12 protein-coding genes and 1 pseudogene are annotated in these 19,868 nt (G+C 48.5%); 11 read left to right on the forward strand and 2 right to left on the reverse strand.

Features of this window, described 5'->3' with window-relative positions; translation table 11 throughout:
* Positions 1 to 256: 256 nt before the first annotated feature.
* Positions 257 to 3,931, reverse strand: coding sequence for an ATP-binding protein (locus tag C4J93_RS10800; protein ID WP_124429293.1), 3,675 nt, complete (start codon positions 3,929 to 3,931; stop codon positions 257 to 259).
* 175 nt (positions 3,932 to 4,106) lie between these two features.
* Here C4J93_RS10800 and C4J93_RS10805 point away from each other — a divergent pair, with 175 nt between their 5' ends.
* From C4J93_RS10805 to C4J93_RS27670, 3 genes are all read left to right on the forward strand, one after another.
* On the forward strand, positions 4,107 to 4,976 hold the full coding sequence (locus C4J93_RS10805; RefSeq protein WP_124406858.1) for an alpha/beta hydrolase: 870 nt from the start codon (positions 4,107 to 4,109) through the stop codon (positions 4,974 to 4,976).
* Between the two features lie 27 nt (positions 4,977 to 5,003).
* The gene (locus C4J93_RS10810; protein ID WP_124403771.1) at positions 5,004 to 6,086 is read left to right on the forward strand and encodes a hypothetical protein; all 1,083 of its coding nucleotides are present in this window, start codon (positions 5,004 to 5,006) and stop codon (positions 6,084 to 6,086) included.
* A 742-nt stretch (positions 6,087 to 6,828) separates the two neighbouring features.
* Entirely contained in the window at positions 6,829 to 7,689 is an 861-nt protein-coding gene (locus C4J93_RS27670) for a fimbrial protein (protein WP_372238178.1), read from the forward strand.
* Between the two features lie 626 nt (positions 7,690 to 8,315).
* On the opposite strand, the gene C4J93_RS10815 is transcribed toward C4J93_RS27670, so the two are convergent.
* Positions 8,316 to 9,011, reverse strand: coding sequence for a hypothetical protein (locus tag C4J93_RS10815; RefSeq protein WP_124403772.1), 696 nt, complete (start codon positions 9,009 to 9,011; stop codon positions 8,316 to 8,318).
* Positions 9,012 to 9,498: 487 nt separating this feature from the next.
* Between C4J93_RS10815 and C4J93_RS10820 the strand changes: the two genes are divergently transcribed.
* The 8 genes and pseudogenes from C4J93_RS10820 (at position 9,499) to C4J93_RS10855 (ending at position 19,768) form a co-directional block, all read left to right on the forward strand.
* The gene (locus C4J93_RS10820; protein WP_124403773.1) at positions 9,499 to 10,032 is read left to right on the forward strand and encodes a fimbrial protein; all 534 of its coding nucleotides are present in this window, start codon (positions 9,499 to 9,501) and stop codon (positions 10,030 to 10,032) included.
* 48 nt (positions 10,033 to 10,080) lie between these two features.
* Positions 10,081 to 10,824 (forward strand): molecular chaperone, encoded by a 744-nt coding sequence (locus C4J93_RS10825; RefSeq protein ID WP_218566853.1) that lies wholly within the window; start codon positions 10,081 to 10,083, stop codon positions 10,822 to 10,824.
* Between the two features lie 58 nt (positions 10,825 to 10,882).
* Complete coding sequence (locus C4J93_RS10830; RefSeq protein WP_124429294.1) at positions 10,883 to 13,480, forward strand: fimbria/pilus outer membrane usher protein; 2,598 nt, start codon at positions 10,883 to 10,885, stop codon at positions 13,478 to 13,480.
* Positions 13,481 to 13,976: 496 nt separating this feature from the next.
* Positions 13,977 to 14,453, forward strand: coding sequence for a fimbrial protein (locus tag C4J93_RS10835; protein WP_124403775.1), 477 nt, complete (start codon positions 13,977 to 13,979; stop codon positions 14,451 to 14,453).
* Positions 14,454 to 14,551: 98 nt separating this feature from the next.
* Entirely contained in the window at positions 14,552 to 15,502 is a 951-nt protein-coding gene (locus C4J93_RS10840; protein WP_164485248.1) for a fimbrial protein, read from the forward strand.
* A gap of 245 nt (positions 15,503 to 15,747) precedes the next feature.
* A complete protein-coding gene (locus C4J93_RS10845; RefSeq protein ID WP_124403777.1) occupies positions 15,748 to 16,332 on the forward strand; it encodes a fimbrial protein in 585 nt (194 codons plus the stop codon).
* 56 nt (positions 16,333 to 16,388) lie between these two features.
* Positions 16,389 to 17,144 carry a molecular chaperone gene (locus tag C4J93_RS10850; RefSeq protein ID WP_124403778.1) on the forward strand — a complete coding sequence of 252 codons (756 nt, stop codon included), beginning with the start codon at positions 16,389 to 16,391 and terminating at the stop codon, positions 17,142 to 17,144.
* A 54-nt stretch (positions 17,145 to 17,198) separates the two neighbouring features.
* Positions 17,199 to 19,768 (forward strand): annotated as a pseudogene (locus tag C4J93_RS10855) (fimbria/pilus outer membrane usher protein).
* Positions 19,769 to 19,868: the final 100 nt, after the last annotated feature.

A 19,868-nucleotide genomic window follows, 5' to 3' on the forward strand; every position in this document is an offset into this window, starting at 1 on the left:
AGATGGAATAAGAATTCTACAAGAACTCGTAAGACTTGCAATGGCAGAAGGGGCTGAAAGACAGTAGGAAAATTCTAGGCGCGCTAATTGTGTCGCGCGGCGGAAAGATAATAGCGCCAGTTGTAGGCAGGGCTTATACAACGTTTAAGGTGCCTTTAAGCGGTAAGGCGGGCAAACAATTGGCCGCTTATATCCAAGGATCGGTGTTACGGCCGTAATGAGTACATCGCGGGAGAGGGCGCTTTAGTCCACCTACTCAAAGTGTTTTTTTTCTCTGGCGAATCAGATCGCGTTCTAATCCTACCATTGCCTGATCAAGGGCTAGGACCACGGCCGGTAAATTAGAATCTGACGGGTCAAGGTGACAGGAAGCTTCCAAAGCTTCACAGTGCTTGATCAGACTGCGAACCTTAACAACGCGAGCACTGCCCTTGATTTTATGAGCAAGCTCGGATAAGCCACGCAGATTGTTGTTTTTATTAAGCCGTCGTAATTCCTCTAAATCATCGGTGATACTATTAATTAATCCATCCAGCACACGCTTTAATATGTTGAGGTCTCCACCGGTAAGGTGCTCAAGGGTATTCAAGTCAAATTTATCGGATTCAGAATAATTAATTTCGTCATGAATGGCTATTGCGGAGCGTTTGATGAAACGCTCTAAGGTATCCAGCTCCACTGGTTTAAATAGGCAGTCATCCATGCCAGCCGATATGCACCGCTCGCGCTCCTCACGTTGAGCATTAGCAGTAAATCCTAAAATGATAGAGCGCACCCGGTTTTGAGCGCTCTCAATCACGCGTATTGCTTTCGCAAGCTCATATCCGCTCATCACTGGCATATTGCAGTCGGTAATGATGACGTCAAATATTTTCTGTTTCCATAATGCAAGGCCTTCAGCACCATTTTCAGCAAGATGCACGGAGTGCCCCAAGTATATTAGCTGTTCACTCAACAGCAATCGATTGGCGTAGTTGTCGTCAACCACTAATACACCTAAAATTGGAGCCGGGTTGGCTGCGGAGCTGTTTAATACTTCCGCCTTCTTTTCCTGCTGTGGTTCGAGCACGTTCAGTGTCAGTCGGCCAATGGCTTGTGTGCCCTGATCGATTTCGCTGTTGAGCTCCAATTGGCCTCCCATCATTTCACATAGATTACGGGAAATCATTAATCCTAATCCTGTACCAGAGCGGGCGTGCTGTCTCGTTCCACCTATCTGGGTAAATGGCTGGAATAAGCGCGCTATATCGTTAGCAGATATACCAATACCGGTGTCATTGACCGAAAATTCGACCTGTAATTGATCATCTGCTAATAAGCAAGAATGAACAACCACATCGACCCCGCCGTTTTCGGTAAACTTAATCGCATTACTGATTAAGTTGGAAAGTACTTGTTTAAAGCGCAGCGGGTCAACCAATACGTCGTAATTTATACTTTCGTTAATGTCTAACTTTAGAGTTAGGTTCTTTTGCTTGGCCAGTCCACTGAATACTCGAATAACAGATTCTACTAGGTCCTTTAGGTTGGCCCGCTCTTGATTCAGACTAAGGTGACCTGTCTCTATACGGGCAATGTCGAGTATATCACCAATTAAATCAAGCAAGCCGCGGGCGGAATGATAGGCGACTTCTATTGATGAGCGGTCATATTTTTCTTTATCGCGTTTCAAGCTTAATTCCAGCAATCCTATGATCGCATTCATAGGTGTTCTGATTTCATGGCTCATAGTCGCAAGGAATGTAGTTTTGGTCCGATTAGCCTCATCAGCATCATTTTTGGCTTGTTTGAGCTCCTCCAGAAGCAAGTGCCGCTCAGTTATATCTATCCAACCTCCGATTAAGCCTTGATTGGCACCTTCAGAGTTAGAGAAAGGTAGCATCCAGTGATAGATAGTTTGATGACGTCCAGCAATGTAAACTTCTCGATCACGCAAAAGAGGTTGGCCTGTCTGCAATACAGTTTGGCAATCCTTTTCATAGGCCGCCGACCTTTCCAATGAGGTTTTTGCTGAACTTAAACCACGAGCAATATCACCCTCGTTTGAAAGCGATTTTACGTAACTGTCATTGCAAATTAATAGGCGATTTTCTAAATCCCGCACGTAAATTGGATGCGGCGTGCCGTTTATCAGGGCTTCCATAAAGTGAAGCTGATTGCTGAGTTCTCTTTCGGCTGCTCTGCGTTGCATGATTTGCCGACGTAAGTAAATTCCCCAACCCAATGCGATAGTCAATAGTGTGATAGTGCCAACTACGGATTTAAATATAATCTGACGATAGTCGCGCCATGATGGGGGCGCAATAACTGCGTTTGTGCGCCACCGGTTGGTAACAGAATCAATAACATCTGGCGGGATGCTTCTTATGGTTTTATCGAGAATTGCGTAAAGCTGACCTTGCCCCTTAAGTACACTGAGCGACGCTGTCGCAGGTGCAGAGTTTATAATCGATGCAATTTTCAGTGAGTTATCGCGGCTACGCAAATTGTAGCTGGCAATAGGTGCAGGTAGGATTGTTGCATCTACTGAGCCATCCTCTACCCAAGCAAGGGCCTCAAAATTATTCTCTGCGTTCTTTAAACGAATGAGCGGGTAATGTTCGCGTAACATCGGCAGAAGCGCATGGCCTGGCGCAACGCTTAACGTCCTGCCTGCCAGAGCCTCCAGCGTATCTGGGTATGCACTTTGATTGCGTACTACAAGTGCATAAGGTGCGATTAAATAAGGACGTCCAAATAAAAAAGATTGCATGTTTTCCTGGTTTTTAGGCAGGTCCGTTGCGATTTGCACTCTTCCCGCTTTTAAGCTTTCCTGCATTTCTCTAATGTTGGGGTGAGGTTGTATGTTGAATTTTAAGCCCGTTTTTCTCTCAATTAACTTAAGCAAGTCTCGTGTAATACCAAAATAATTACCATGGATGTCGAAATATGAAACGGGTGCCAGGTACCGGCTCACTGCTATATTTACCACAGGGTTTTTCTTGATCCAATCTTTCTCGTCTGCACTTAAATCCAGTGGCTGGAGCGTGAATAAGAGTTTTTCGCTCCAGCGTGTTTGTATTTCAGTTTTTACCTGTTCTGGCACGGCCCCTAGGGCGGTATTGATAAGGTTCAGCAAACGCGGGTTATCAGCGTTAATGGCAAAGCTGAAGCCTTCTTGTGCCGGGGGGGCGATATCCAAAATATCGAGATGGCTGGAATAATTTCGCGAAATAAGGTATTGAGAGGATATAGCATCCCCTAAAAATGCATCAGCTTGTCCAAAGGCGACTGCCGCGATAGCATTTTCTGTCGATGTGAACACTTCTATGTTTGCTTGAGGAAACATCCGCCGAGCCGCAGCCTCACTAATATAGTCGGAGTCAATTGCCAAGCGAATACGCGCGACTTTATCGTCGAAAGACAGGCTAATGCCTATGCGGCCGATTAGAGCGAGTCGATCATCGAGGTAGTTGTTGCTCAGTGCCAAATCTATTCTATTTTTTTCTCTTCGATTAGCGCTGCCCAATAAATCTATTTCGCCAGTTTTCAGTGCTTCCACGGCTTCCATATGAGTAGCGTAACGGCGAACGTCCACGGTTACACCAAGATAACCAGAAATTATCTGCATGTAATCTGCTGTGATACCCTCATAGTCACGATTGGAACTTGATATGTCCAACGGCGGATAATCAGGAAGCGACGTACCCAGTACCAAAGTCTTCTTTTTCTTTAGCCAGCGCCAACCGTTGTAGTCTAAATTTAACTTCTGGTGATCTTCATTGGTGTGGCTGAAGAGTTCTAAATTGTCCACACGACTAGCATGGGCTTCTGGCCCGGCGAATAGCGCGATCCAAAGCGCCGCACAGATATTGAGCGACAGCGTCTTCCTGAATATGTATTTTGGTGTTGGTTTTTTTTTAATTTGCACGCTTAGGTGAATCGATTTCATGGTAACCCCTCTACAAATGTAGAACAGTACTTGAATATTTGGATGGTTGAGGCTTTGTTGCAGGATCGCTTTTTGAAATACTACTATAGCCTATTGCTGTAGGTTTTGTGTGTATAGCGATGCCTTTCTTTTGAATTGGGAATTGTAACTTGGCCAGTATTTGAGGAGTAGTGTAATGAGTGGTTTTGAGAGCGTTAGTGTTAGTAGCAGCGGGGAACAATTGGCGGTGCGAATTTATCCTAGCACATCAGTGATCCCGGCACCTGTTCTGGTGCTGTGCCATGGGTTTTGTGGCATCCAGAACGTTGTTCTGCCTGAGTTTGCTTTCGCTTTTGCTCAGGCTGGCTACAATGTCATTACCTTTGACTATCGAGGTTTCGGTGAAAGTGGAGGTGAGCGCGGCAGGCTTCAGACCAAAATGCAGATAGAAGATATTCATGCCGTTGTTAACTGGGTAAGCCAGCAACCGTCATTTGATACGTCACGCATTGGTCTGTGGGGAACATCACTAGGTGGCTGTCATGTCATTACGGTTGGGGCGCAGAACCCGCTGGTCAAATGCATCATCAGCCAAACAGCCTTTGCTGACGGGGAAATATTAATCACTAGCGCAATGAGTATTAAAGAGGAAAGTAAGCTATTTTCGACATTAAATCGGATGCAGGAGAAGAAAGAATCAAGCGGTAGGGAGTTATTTGTGCCTCCGTTAATGGTGCTGGATGATGAGCAGTCTCGAGTGTTTTTCGAAAAGCATCAAAAGTTTAATCCTCAGCTAAATACAAAAATACCCTTTTTAACCGTCCGGGAAATCATAAACTACAAACCGGTTATCATGGCCATGAGCGTTCGTCAGCCTGTATTGGTTGTCGCTGCCGAACACGACATTGTTAATCCCCCGGATCAAGCAGTCCGATTGTATGAAGCGCTGCATGCTGAAAAGACAATCATTATGCTTGAAGGTGCTGGGCATTATGATGTCTATGAAGGTGACACTCATTTTAAAGTTTTAAGACATCAAATTAACTGGCTGGGAATGTATCTTTAACCGCCACACCTACAGCAAGGAAGAACTATGGAACCTGTGGCTGCAATTAATGAGATTTTACTGAGTAACGAGCGGACTGTGATTGGGCGTGAAGATACTCGTAGATTTTTGCGTCTTGTAAGCGATGTGCATAATACCACTGCCGAATTAGTTTTTTCTGGTAAGACGCCGACCGTTGGTGCTACGATTTTTCGATTAGTTACTTTAGCGCTATCCTCAATATCGTTATCAGCAGGCTCTTGGTTAGGTCCGCCCGGAGCGCTTGCCACGCCATTATCGAACCCATTGTCAGACGATTTATTCAAAACACATATCGAATCTTTTGGGTTTGATGTTGTGTCAAAAGGCTTCGAGAGTCTAGAAGGGGCTAAGCGGGAATTTCTCACGCGAACTATTAATAACGGGATCTCTGTGGTTACTTCAGTAATAGAGTCTCTAAAAGGTATTGATGATCCGACATTTGATGCCAAGCTTACTGAGTGGGGAGTGGATCCCAGTATACGTCCGAGACTGTTGGAGAATTACAGAGCGATGCAGTCAATGTTGCTTTGGATGACGGAAGAGGGCGGGCAAGATATTTATCTTGTGGAACCGTATGACAATTCCGATCCCACTGCCGCCATTAACTTGGTTCAAGACGGCGAGCAAAGGATTGCGTTTTCTCTACAATTCTTTAAGAAATGCGCCATTCCCGCTGTTAATGCGCTTTTGCATGAGGTGGCGCATCTCTGCTGTAATAAATTTGATTTCTATTATTTTTCTCGTGAAAAGTCTTGCTTGGATGATCAGTATGCTGAACTGCCTTTGCATAGACAGATAAAAGATTTCGCCAGAGGTTTTGAGCAATCCTCCAAGCTTGTGGCAGAGCATATTGAAGGTGAGGAATTTCTTTCCGCTATTGCTCCCAAAGATAACACAAAGACGCTCACGCAACTTTATAATGAAGATGCTGACACCAAAGTAATGGTGAACTTTATGAATGCCGATTCGGTTAGCGCGTTGGCGATCGTTATTGCAGACTATAATTTACACCATGATGGCAATGTCCCTTTAAAGGAAACGTCATCCTTTAAATCTCCACCGGAAGCGGGTCTATATGTGGAGAGTTGAGATTCGTTTCAATCATTGATTTGTAGGATCTCGCACTGTTTCGTAAGCAGTGCGAGCTGGTTTTGTTGCGGGTGGTACTAAGGATAACGAAGAGTCCGTAATACATCGGAGGTTTGGCTTAAAATAGCATCCGCTTATAGCGAGATATAAAAGTGGCGCCGAATTCCAAACGTCATACAGTTGCAGAGTTTGTATCGGTAGCTATTGTCATACCGCAATAGCTGCATGTGTAACTGGTTATCGAACCATAAAGGGCAAAAAATAGTTTTTTTTCGTGCAGAATCTCAGAGGTAAGAAAGTTCCTCGTCCGACGAGGAAGATTCTTGCCGCTGCATTGAGCGGTCTGATGTTGTGGTGCATCTCGATGTGAAAAAATTATAGACAGTTGGAACGAGCCCGTAGGCTAAAAGTGTGATCCAACCTATTTCTCATCGTGACTGCGTGGTTGTCCCTAACTTTGCCGCCGGAGCAGGTCTGGTTCCGGTTGGAGTAAAGCGTCGGGTAGCTCCCATGTGCCTTCCAGTCATTTAGTGCGTTCTTTAAGGGCATAAAGGAGCAATGCCTGTTTAAAAAGGCGCCCTGAATAATTCAGTAAGAAAATTTACTGTTGATATCTGCCGTTAGTAGTGAGAGAGCACATCAAGCATGTTTTACGAGAGCAATATTATGTGTTGCGATGATATGTTAAGGCTCGGCGATTTTGAGTTTTATAATGGTACATTAAAAGAGGTTTGTTGTGGTGATGCGTTCGATAGTATTAGCAGCGTTGATTTTTTTCTCACATCAGGCCTTAGCAACCTGTAGCATAAGTGGTGCAGGCGAATTTAAACTTGGAAAGGATATAGCGCTTTCGAGTAATGTTCCTGTAGGTACTGTACTAAGTAGTCATCGTCAGGTTATTACATACGGGGGGTGTCGGGCGGACGGGGTTGCATATTTGGAGGTGCCTCAAAAGCTACAAGTCGGAAGTGGACTATCAGTTGTTTTTTATTACGACGAGAAGCCAATAAATGGGACTACTGCAAGGCTGGGATTTTTCAATTCTCGCACCGCTAATCACTACTTTGTGTCTTTTGATTTGGTCCGCAGCGCGGGTCCTGTAGCGGCTGGTGATTTACATGCCGGCGGGATTCGGGCTAAACAGCTAGATTCTGATGGTGTCTCGCTAGGACCAGACCAACCAGGCGCAGTAATTGGTAGTGCTATTCTCGGAACGTGCGTTGTTACAACCCCAAATATACATGTTCCTTTGCCGGCGGTAACCAGCTCTGAACTTTCTAGCATAGGCGCAACATTTGGTGAGGTATTCTTCACTATGGCTGTCAGCTGTAACAGCTCGAGTAAGGTATACGCCGAATTCACTGACTCGAACAATGTATCTAACAGTGGTGAGTCTTTGGAATTAGGAGCGGGCTCGACGGCAAAAGGGATTAGGTTTCAGATGTTGCTTGACGGCTCTTTGGTAAGGTATAAGCAAAGAAGGGGCTTGGGCGATATTCAGACGGATGGCCTAATTCCCATGTCAGTTCGTTATATTCGAGACGGTAATCTCATTCCGGGTAGGGCTGTTGCGCAGTCTACTTATATAATCAGTTATGATTAAATTCTTGACTAAGCCATCTTTTTTTCTCCAGGTGTTTCGAGAAAACCGCTGTCGAACAATAATAGAGCCGTTGAATGTGCTCTTTGAATGCGATACTCAGTTGTGGTTGATGATTAAAATTGTAATGCCCCCTACACTCGTGCCTACTGCGATTTGTCAGTAAGCAATGGTGTTGGCGAGCCAATTAAAATTCATATATAAACTAAGCCGCGCTCTTTATTCTGCACTCTGTGTTGCTGCTGCAGTCAGCAAGGATGTTCATGGGGTGTTAGGAGGCGGATTGTAGGAGGGGCATAGGGTTGCTGCCCCGCTGAAATAGTTTCTGCCATGGCGACGGCGGCAACCAGCTTTGGTGGTTAGATGCTTGGCTCCGATCGTTTATTGGGTGAGAGGGCCAAAGGCCCTCTCACCTTGTCCTATTTCCGGCGCTTTGATTTGGATAAATGAAATGGTATCTGCCTCCAATAATACCAGTCCACTTCCTTGCGCGCTAAAGTCTGCTACATTATCCGGACAAGTCATTTCCTTTTGGGGTGAAATAAGGATAAAGGCGTTCGATATTTCACGAAGTTGTCCATCTGATTCAGCCTAATATACTGCTATTCGAAGCCGGATGCAGCGGTTCTTCAATCCCAGCGGGTCGTCGATTTTAGTGCTGCTGGCATTGATTCGACTGGCGCTCTTGGAATGGGCGGGGCGGGGTAAATAAAATCTAACGGGCTCATTTTGGGTCCATGTTCGCTCGTGTCATTAGGTGTGGGGTTCAGTCTTTCTCGAGTGAGCTTTATATCCTTATCATAAAAAATGCTCTTAGCATGATCATCTTCTCTCATACAGCGTTTGTTCACAGCGCTGTCGTTGGCGGGCAGGGTTTCGATTGCTGGCTTGGATAGTGCCTTTACAGGTTGCTCAGGCCTAGCGCACTTGGAGTGTATAGTATTGTGGTGGTAAACATAATTTTTCTGACCTCTTGCTTGAAGCGCTGACCAGCTGTATTCCCGTTTGAATTTCATCCCTATTAAACAGCTTGTATAATCGGCTGATTTTTCTGCTGGAGTCCGCATCGTTAATGTTTCTAAATCCTTGAGTAGTTCGGTTTTCCTCCTCAATGCCTTAGAATTTTGTGTATAAAGGATTTCGCGGATGTGTTTGACAAATTCTCTTGCTTCGTTTTTTTTCGCGGAGTTGTATAGCTTTATATGGCTGTTCCGTACTATTTTAATGGTTTTTTTTAAGTCCCCGCTTTTGACTCTTTGATTAACTATTGTTTTGGCTGTTAAGCTCGATATTGCATGATATGCTGATTTTTCGGATATTTTCATAGAACGTCAAATAGTGATGGTTGTAGTTTGGTTTTCCGTATTTTGGCGTGAGAAAGTTTAGAGTTGCAATTTTCAGGTGTTTTAGGCCTTACAGGTGCGCTCAGTGGACCTTAGTATTGGGCTTGATACTAAATATACAATTTATGTAGGGGGCTTAATTTCAAAAAACGCTCTCAGGGTCTACGCATTTAGGGCCGGCACCGGTCGCCGGCTACCAGGCAATGTGGCCTACAAAACCTTAGAAGCCAGAGCAATTCGGACGGAGAGGGCATGCAGATTTTGGTGGGGAGCTAGAAGCAATTCATCCCGCTCCGAGAAAATTCTGGTCTAGGGCGAGCGAATTCTGACTTGAAATGAGAGCGTGCTGATGTGACGGGCTTACGGCCGAGTTTAAGATTTTCTGCCCTGTCAGGTATCGCAGCACCTAAATATCTGAAGGCTAAAAAACTCAGTTTATTCTAACTTGGCTATTGCGAGACCCGCATAAATGAACTTCAAAGTGTTTTCTGTTGCTGTCTGTTTTGTCAGCCTAAATCTGCCCGTCCTTGCTCTCGCCGCCCAGACTGGACAGATCAACATCACTGGCAGAATTATCGAAACGAGTTGCGTACTTGATGCTTCTTCCACCAATGTCAACGTTGTACTGCCGACCGTGGACAAAAGTCAGCTCGCTGGCGCTCAGAGCGCTACCGGTCGTACCGGCTTCACGCTGCAGGTGACCGACTGCCCGGAGGATGCCAAGGTTTCTGCTGCATTTCTGCCTGATTCCAATGTTAATCCCTACGGCAACTTGGTAAACAACGCTGTAAACAAAGCCTCCAACGTCGAGGTTCAACTGCTCGATCAAAATCATACCGTCATCAATATCAATACCGATGACAATGCTTCCCAGGCTTCACGTGCCGTGGATATCAACGGAAAAGGCAGCTTGCAGTACTTCGCGCAGTACTTCTCCCAAGAGGGGAGCGCGGGTGGCGGTGATGTTTCCGTCATGGCCAATTTCATGCTGACCTACGAGTAATCGACTCGCCCGGGGTGTTCACCTCGGGCACCACTGAGGTACCCCCTGATGTCACCTGTCTCCGCTCGACACTTGCCCTCTTTGATGGCAGGGCTGTTCCTTGCTGCATGCTCGATGTCCAGTGCTGTTGCCGGTGTCATGATCGATGGCACCCGTGTGATCTATTCCGCGAAGGAACGAGAAGTCACCGTAAAGCTGACCAACAAGGGCCAGAGCCCCGGGCTCCTGCAAGTCTGGATTGATCGTGGCGACGCCCAGAGCCGACTTCAAGATGCAGACGCGCCCTTTCTCGTTACGCCACCCATTTTCAGGTTGGACCCACAAAAAGGCCAGAGTGTACGCATTGTGTTCACCGGTGAAACGCTGCCTCAGGACAGGGAAAGCTTGTTTTGGTTCAACGCCCTGGAAATCCCACCTATTCCTCAAGGTGCCAGTGCTGGGGCGAACATGATGCAAATCGCTGTGCGTTCACGCCTGAAGATGTTCTATCGCCCGGTCGCTCTGTCCGGCGATGTTCGTAGCTCCGTGAGTCGGATGAAGTGGTCTGTGCAGCGAGTCGATAAGGGCTATGTCCTGCGCGGTGATAACCCGACGCCTTATCACCTGTCGTTTGGTGAGCTGTCAATGAAGCAGGGCGACAAACGCTACGAAACCGGCGGCGGCATGATTGCTCCCTTCAGTCAGCAGGATTTTTCTCTCGCCGGTCATACCGGCAGTACTGGTGGCCAGGTGCTCTACCGCTGGATCGGTGATTTTGGCACCACCGCCGAACAGAGCATCACACTGAACTGAAATTGACGAGCTGATGTGCCGACAGGTATCACCTCGATACGCGTGCTCAGGTAATCCCATGTTTTTGACGACTCATGCACCGCATTATGCCGGCCGTTTTTTTGCTGCCCGGCATTGGCTATTTGTTACGACGCTCGGCGCGGTTCTGCCCGACAACCTCGCACAAGCCGAGGAAAGCAATGCTGCTCTCGCGTTGTTTAATCCGGCCTTTCTACAAGGCCAGGAAAGAAGTCTGGATATGTCGCGCTTCGAACGCGGGAACGGGGCCATGCCAGGCTCATATCGCCTCGATGTCTACGTCAACCAGCAGTGGATGGGACGCCAGGACATTCGGGTGCGTGACGGCGGCGATGGGAAACCGTCGCGAATTTGCTTTACTCCCGCGCAGGTCTCCAGCCTGGGCATTGACCTCAAGCGCCTGCCTGAAAGCCACGCCCTTGAAAGCGATGACTGCGCGGATATCGGCCTCTGGGTCCCTGATGCCCATATCGACATGGACCTGGGGGCATTGCGCCTGGACTTGAGCATTGCCCAGACTTACCTGAACCGCGCAGCACGAGGCTACGTTGATCCAGGTGACTGGGACCGGGGCGTGACTGCTGCGTTCGTTGACTACAACAGCAATGCCTTTCATAACGATTCACGCGGCTCCAACAGCACAGAGTTCTACACGGGTATCAATAGCGGTTTGAACCTGGGGGACTGGCGTCTGCGCCACAACGCAAGCTACAACCGCAGCAGTAGTGTTGGCGAATCCCGGAGTAAGTACAGCGCGCTGAGCACCTATGCACAGCGCGACCTGACCACGCTCAAATCACAAATTACCCTGGGGGATTACTACACGCCATCCGAGCTGTTCGACAGCGTATCTTTCACCGGTGTGCAAGTGGCGTCCGATGATCGCATGCTGCCTGATTCCCAGCGTGGATTTGCGCCCTCCATCCGAGGCATGGCGCAAAGCAACTCTCGAGTGACCGTGCGTCAAGCTGGCAACATACTTTACGAAACCAGCGTGGCGCCCGGCCCGTTTGTCATCGACGACCTCTACAGTACTGGCTATTCCGGTGACCTAGATGTCACGGTGACCGAGGCTGACGGCCGTATCCACAGCTTCATTGTGCCCTTTGCTTCGGTGGCACAATTGCTGCGCCCAGGGACCTCGCGCTACAGCGTCTCTGCCGGTCAATACCGTGATGACCGCTTGCGCAAAGTGCCAACATTCGTCCAGGCAACCTATCAGCGTGGCATTTCCAACCAGGCGACGGCCTACACTGGCAGCGTCGTCGCCGACCAGTATCTGGCGGTACAGGGCGGTATGGCGTTGAGTACTTCGGTGGGAGCGTTCGCGTTCGATGTCACACAGTCCAACGCTTCTGGTCTGCAGTCAAGCGATGAGGGTACTGACCCACTCGATAGCACCGCTAGCGGAAGGAGTTATCGACTGAGCTACAGCAAGCTCGTCGATAGCACCAAGACTAACTTCGTCATGGCAGCTTACCGTTTCTCCAGCGAGGGCTACCTGTCCTTTAGCGATTATGCCCGAGCGCAAGACCTGACTGGTCCGGCACCTAACCGCCAGCGCAGTCGGCTTCAAGTGAACATCAACCAGCCATTGCCTGGCGATGCCGGCAGCCTGTACCTGAGCGGGTCGTCGCAGAATCACTGGAATAACGCCAAGAGCCGCGATACCAGCTTCCAGGCCGGGTATTCCAATAGCTATAGCTGGGGAAACCTGAGTCTTTCAGCCAGCCGTACCCAGGGTAGCAATAACAAGGACGATACCCAGTACATGCTGACGCTCTCGATGCCACTTGGCAGAGATCGCCATACCTCATACCTCACCAGCTCCACGACTTATTCGGGTAAAGGTGATGTGGGGACTCAGGTTGGGCTGTCTGGCTCTGTGGGGGAGCAGAGCGAACTTAGTTATGGGGTGTATGGCTCGCATGATCGTGCCTTCGGAGCCAGCAATAGCTCTACGGGGGCCAATGCCCAATACCGTATGGCCAAGACCAATCTATCGGGAAGTATTGGACAGGGGGAAGAGTACAAGCAAGTCGGTATCGGCCTTTCCGGCAGCATCGTGGCCCATCCTGGCGGCGTGACCTTCAGTCAGTCCAAAGGTGAAACGCGTGTCATTGTGGAGGCCAGGGGGGCACAAGGCGCGAGTCTGCTCAACAGCAATGGAGGCGCAATCAGCAGCAGCGGGTATGGAGTGGTGAGCGGCCTGATACCTTATCGTCATAATGAAGTTGTCATCGACCCGAAAGGTATGGCGGCGGACGTTGAGCTGGAAATGAGTTCGCAGAATATCGCACCGCGTCATGGCGCAATCGTGATGCTGAAATATCCAACCACTCAGGGGGCGCCGGTTCTGCTTAACCTGCGTGACGAGGCGGGTAATGCGTTGCCGACGGGGGCCGAAGTACTGGACGCTGAGGGCAATAGCCTGACCTTGGTTGGGCAAATGAGCCGAGCATTCATTCGTGCAGCGGAGCCGAAAGGTGAGCTGATAGTGCGTTGGGGAGACACGCTCGACGGTCAATGTCGCGTTTTGTACACCCTGTCAGCTGCAGCACGCAAAGATAAAGTGGATTTCGAAAAAGTCGACGCGTTGTGCACTAAACAATCAAGCACCTCCGTGGCGCTTAGGTAATGGCTACCGTTGAACTATAAGGTTAAATATGAGTCGCTGTCTGCTTGTTTTCTATTTCGTCAATTTCCAAGGCCGATGTCGGCATCCCGCTCACAGCGCAATTTTTGCACGGGATAAGGCGATTGGTTCTACCACTAACTGGAAAGAAAACACAAACTCTCAGCGCGTAGGGATGCTATGCCAGTACATGGGCGGGCGTAATGTCGGCATAGTGAATGGCACGCTTGTATCTGGATACTCAGATGCCTATCAGCCCAGTAATCCCGGTATAGGTATCCGTTTCAGAGCAACTACTTGGTATTCAGCTTCACAGCAAAGAGCGCTTCCATTTGATATTCCTGGGAATGGGCCCTCCGACTGCTAACCTTGCGTCACCATAATAAAAAATATGAGGGCTTCTGCACAGCTCGTCGTGGTGGGGCAGGTCTGTGCAGGCATTATTATGTCATTTCCAACCGCCCGCATCAGCTATTATGATTCTTAAGAGAGGGGGCCAATGAACGTGAAAATCAGCACGTTTCCAAGTATTATAGAAGCATCGTCCTGTAACGTAGATGGCGACATTATTGCCACAATGCCCAGGATTGAAATAAATCGACTCCCAAGCGTCGGAGCGGTCGCTGAAAGGACGCCTTTCACTATTGGAATGAATTGCGATTCTTCGATTGCTGTTCATATGGTCATCACTGATGCACTTAATCCGGGTAACATTGGGAATGTGCTGACGCTCAGTTCCGACTCGGAGGCAATGGGTGTGGGGTATCAGATTCTACGCGACAACAGCCCGATCAATTTCGGTCATGCCTCGTCTATTGCGGGCGCTTTAAATCAATTCAAGATTGTAAGTTCTACAGGTGGCACCGGGGGCCGGTTCCTGATTCCGTTTGATATCCAATATCAACGAACGGCGTCTTCGAGGCCGAAAACAGGCACGGCCAATGCCGTTGCGGTGTTTACCATGTCTTATCAGTAGTATTCAAATCGCACAATTAAGCGTCAGTACTGTGCGGTGAAAAGGAATGAATTGACTGAAGTTTCGCTCTAGCGAGGCAAAACCTAAAAGGTTGAATGATGAATCTTTATATACTCCCGCTGGTATTTTTGGGGGCTTTCTCGTCTCTATCAATTGCCGCTGTAAATATTCCCCTCGATAGCGCTGTTTTCGCGCGCGATAGGGAAGTCGGCTCGACCACCAACTGGAAAGCCAGTACTGGTTCTCAGGGCGTATGGGCGAAGTGTTCATACGAGGTGCGCAGTATAGGAACGGTTAATGGCCCTCTTGTTCCAGGCTTTTCGGATGTTTATCAGACTAATAATCCTGGCATTGGCGTGCGTTTTCGGGCGACGTCGTGGGATGCAGTTTCAGTACAGCGTACTCTTCCGTTCGATGTTTCTGGTGTTGGAGCTAGCTGTAAACCCAATCAGGATGTATTAAAACACATGAAAGCGACTGCGCAACTCGTGATAGTCGGCCCCGTCAGCTCTGGAACGATAACTGCATTTCCGTCCGCCAATGTGACCTATATTGATAAGGTTAAGAGAGGCGTAATGGATATCAAGATTAGCACTGCTCCAACCATAAAGGCGTCGACCTGTGATGTTGATGGCAATATTGATGTCAAGATGCCAAACATTGGGCTAAATCGCCTTCTGGAAGTTGGATCGGTTGCCGGCAGAACGCCTTTTAATATTGGAATGAATTGCGATCCTTCGATTTCTGTTCATATGGTTATGACCGACGCACAGAACCCGGGAAACACTAGCAATGTGCTGTCGCTCAGTCCCGGCTCGGATGCAACGGGTGTAGGGTATCAAATTTTACGCGACAACAGCCCAATCAATTTAGGTCCTGCCTCGTCTATCGCGGGCGCTTTAAATCAATTCAAGGTTTTAAGTTCCACAGGCAGCGCCGGAGGTAGGTATCTCATTCCGTTTTATATTCAATATCAACGCACAGCGTCTTCCAAACCGGGATCCGGTACGGCCAATGCAAATGCAGTGTTCACGATGTCTTATCAGTAGCCTCCAGAGTGGTTAGTCCAGACCTCCTAGTCTATTGCGAAACCCCAGGTAAAAAATTAGCCAATTTCTAATCAATCGAGGCCGGCCTGAAATTTCCCAAGGTGCATGGGAAATTTCCAGGGTGATCGCAGGGCTTTCCAATAGGCTCGCACTCGTTCGCGTGTAAAAATTTACATGCTGGCCGGCTGGATGCGGATAACGCTATTTGGTTGATATCAGTCTTATTGGATGCGAGGATCGAAGCTATGAAATTTCTTTGGGGTGTATCTGCGTTAACTTGCGTTCTACTTGGTGGGGTGGGTGTGGCGCATGCAGCAAGTAGTGGAAAAATTGAATTCTCTGGCGAGCTGATTGCGGCAAGCTGTACGGTCGCACCGGGTGCTGGTTCGTCAGGTAGCAATGGCAATATTAACGTAGATCTTGGGAAGGTTTCACTCAGTGATGTTGGTGATCCCGGTGTGGGCGTCACTGCAGCTACTCATATCAACTTGGACATTGATTGTTCATCGGGTGTGGGTGGCTTGAGTACAGTAAAAGTAAAGTTTGACCCGCTTTCTGGCTCTGGAATTGATAGTGCTGACGGTCGCCTGCTTAAACTGCAAAGTAGTGAAAAGGCGGCAAAAGGTGTCGCCATTGCAATTCTCAATGACAACAATCAAGTTCTAAACCTGAGTGCCAACGAAACGATCGATGCAGCGCTGAAGGTTGACGAGGGGAAAGCTACCGCTAACCTGAGCATGCGCGCTGCTTATGCGCTTAATGGGGCATCAGATGATGTTAAAGCTGGTGTTGGGAATGCGACCCTGCCTTTTACCCTGACTTACGAATAAAAAATTGCGATGGGGAGGATGATCTCCCCATTTGTAGCTTCGTGGAGGCGAATCAGGTGTTTAATAAGGCGCTATTTAGTTTTTCATTATTTCTATTAACCTTCTTTGTCAATCATTCGCAGGCAGCCATCTCATTGGGTGCCACTCGAGTGATTTTCGACGCTAAGCATCAAGAAGCTTCGTTGTCTGTGCTAAATCAAGGTGGTGAGGATGTACTGGTCCAGTCTTGGCTAGAGTCTGACTCAGCAGATTTTAACATTTCATCCTTTGCGGTCACTCCACCGTTATCCCGCCTATCGAAAGAGGGTCGTCAACAACTAAGGATACTTTACAGTGGAGAGGGAGTTCCATTGGATCGAGAGTCAATTGCTTGGCTGAACGTACAGGAAATCCCACAAAAAGTTAATGGGGAAAGTGTTCTGCAGCTTGCGGTACGCCAGCGGATTAAAGTGTTTTTTCGACCGCCTGGGTTGCCGGGTAGTGCGGTAGAGGCACCGACTCAGCTTAAATGGACGTTAAATAAACGTTCTCAGACTGCCGTACTGAAGGTTGAGAACCCAAGTCGATTTCATGTGTCGTTGACTGGATTGAGTTTGAGAGGCGCTGGTTACAATGATTTTCTAATGGGGGAGGGGCGTATGGTCGCCCCTAGTGAGAATGTAGAAATACCAGTCAATCCAATGGCTTCGGCTGCCAGTCTCAAATTGAATTTCAACGTCATTAATGATTACGGCGGACAGAACTCATATACGGCTGATCTATATATAGATAAAGTCAGTTCCGCTACGCCGAATACATTGGCTGACAAATAATTTTTATTCGCCAAGTTCTGTTGTACTGTCGAAAGGTTTGTTCTTGTGTTTTTTATGAAAAAAATCAGTGCTGAAAATCGCTCGGGTCTGTCCGCGCGCGTGCAGGAAAACACGGCGGCACCTCACGACTTGGCGGGTAAAGGTTTTAGACTTCGTAAGCTCGCTCTTGCAGTTGCCTTAGCGTTACCGGGGGCGGCCTATGCTAATTCCACGGGGAGCGAAGCAAATATTCCAGAGTTCGACCTTGCCTTTATTCAGGGCGGAGGCGAACAGCTTGACCTAGCCGAGTTTCTCAGGCAGGACAATGTTGCGCCTGGAACCTATCGTGTTGATATTTATGTGAACCGAGCTCTGACTGGGCGCAGAGATATTCGTTTTGATATCATTGATAAGTCAGGTAGGACTAAACCCTGTTTGACTCTGGAAGTGCTCGAAAAACTTGGCGTGGATGTGGAAAAGCTTAAGCGTAATGGTGTGATTGACACGGGCCTGCCGGACCGCTGTTATGACGTGAGTGAGTTAATCGACAAAGCCAGCGTTGAATACGATGCTGCTCGACTTCAACTGCATATTGGCATACCTCAAGCGGCTATGCTGCGAAGTGCCAGGGGCTATGTTGATCCTGCCCTTTGGGACTATGGTGTCAATGCTGGCTTCGTAAACTATCAATTCAGTGGACGTCGCAGTGAAAACTCAGGTAGCACGAGTGACTATTACAGTTTGGGATTGCGTAATGGCTTAAATATCGGTCAGTGGCGTCTGCGTAACGAGTCATCTTTGTCGGATGGCAGTGGAAATAAACGGCGCTTTACCAGCAACCGTATTTTTGCCGAGCGCGACATCACGTCGTTGAAAAGCCAATTGACACTGGGGGAAACTTACACCAGCTCTCAAACATTTGACAGTGTGCGTTTTCTCGGCATCCAACTGAGTTCAGACGAAGCCATGCTTCCCGATAGCCAACGGGGCTATGCGCCCGTTATCCACGGGACTGCGCAAACCAACGCGACCGTTGAAGTGAGCCAGAATGGTTACTTGCTATATAGCACTACGGTTTCCCCCGGGCCATTCGAAATTAGTGATATCTATCCCAGCGGATCAAATGGAGATCTTGAAATCACCGTGATCGAGGCGGATGGGAGTCGCAGTAGTTTCACCCAGGTTTACGCATCTCTACCACAGATGGTACGACGCGGAATGCTGCGCTATAACGCTGCCGCTGGCGAGTATGCGAGTAACAATCCTGATGACGCAGCGCCTTCACTGGCGACCTTAGGGTTTGCCTACGGCCTGACCAACGCCACAACCCTTGTGGGGGGCGTGCAGTGGGCTGAGGACTACAGGGCAACGAATGTTGGCGTCACACAGAACACGCCTCTTGGCGCCTTCGCGATAGATGTCACCCAATCAAATAGTGAAACCCGACAGCAGCGAAACCGAGGGCAAAGCCTCAGGTTGAACTATGCGAAAACACTCGCCGCTACCAATACGACTTTTACCCTAGCTACTTACCGTTATTCGACTGAAGACTATCGGACATTGGGCGACCATGTCACCGACCTGCGATTCATGGACGGTAACCACAGAGGGCGTGCGAAAAACCGTTTTGATATAACGATAAATCAGAGTTTGGGCTCGAGGGGAGGATCGTTTTATCTGAATGGCACTGAACAGCGTTACTGGAATTTACCCGGCAGTTCTCAGCAACTTCGCGTCGGCTATAGCAATAACTGGGGCTCGATCAATTATAATATTGACACCTCCTTTAGCCGTAACGATGCCTCTAATTATAAAAATGATAAAAAGCAGGTTGCTCTGTCGATCTCTATGCCTTTGGGAAGTTCACAGCGATCGTCGCGTGTCAGCTCCAATCTGAATTATGACAATCAAGGGCGTCATTCAACACAGATGGGGCTTAATGGCAATCTTCCGGGGCAAGATGATGCTTATTACAACCTCCAGGCAGGGCATGACAGCAGCGGGGGGGCTCAGGGTCCGCAAGCCTGAGTGCGGTCACCTCAGTGGCTCGGGTGAATGCTGGTTACAGTCAAGGTCGTGATTATCAGACTTTTAGTGCTGGCGCTTCCGGTTCGGTAGTAGCGCATGCCGGAGGAATTAATCTAGGTCAACCCGTGGGCGACACATTTACCCTTGCAGAGGTGTCTGGGGTATCTAATGCAAAATTTTCCAGCCACGCCGGGGTTATCACCGGAAGGAACGGCTACGCGGTAGTACCCAGCGCTCAGATATATCGGACCAACTGGCTTACTCTGGATGCCCGTGACCTCGGGGCGGATACTGAGCTGCTGACCACCGCCCAACAACTGGTTCCCCGTCGCGGTTCCATAACACTAGCTAGCTTCGCGGCGGAAAGTGGGCGCCGAGTACAATTTGAGTTTCGAAGCGTAGACGGTAGCCCTATACCCTTTGGGGCTAGTGTTCAGGATGAAAATGGCAAAGTGCTAGGCGTTCTAGATCCAAAAGGTATGGCGCTTGCCTTAGTTGACCAGGAAGAATCGACTCTGATTGTAAAATGGAAAAGCGATAGTTGCCAGGCACATTATATTCTAGCACCACGAAAGCTCGATACAAGATTTGATAAAGTTCAGTTAGCATGCAAATGAGGGGAGTAAATTTAGGCGTTATTGCCAGTCTCTATTTTTGTTGAAGGTGTTAATCAGTCATCTCGACAGATATTAAATGTTTAGGGGGTTAATATGGGAA

The organism is Pseudomonas sp. R2-37-08W, from assembly GCF_003851705.1.
Taxonomy (GTDB): domain Bacteria; phylum Pseudomonadota; class Gammaproteobacteria; order Pseudomonadales; family Pseudomonadaceae; genus Aquipseudomonas.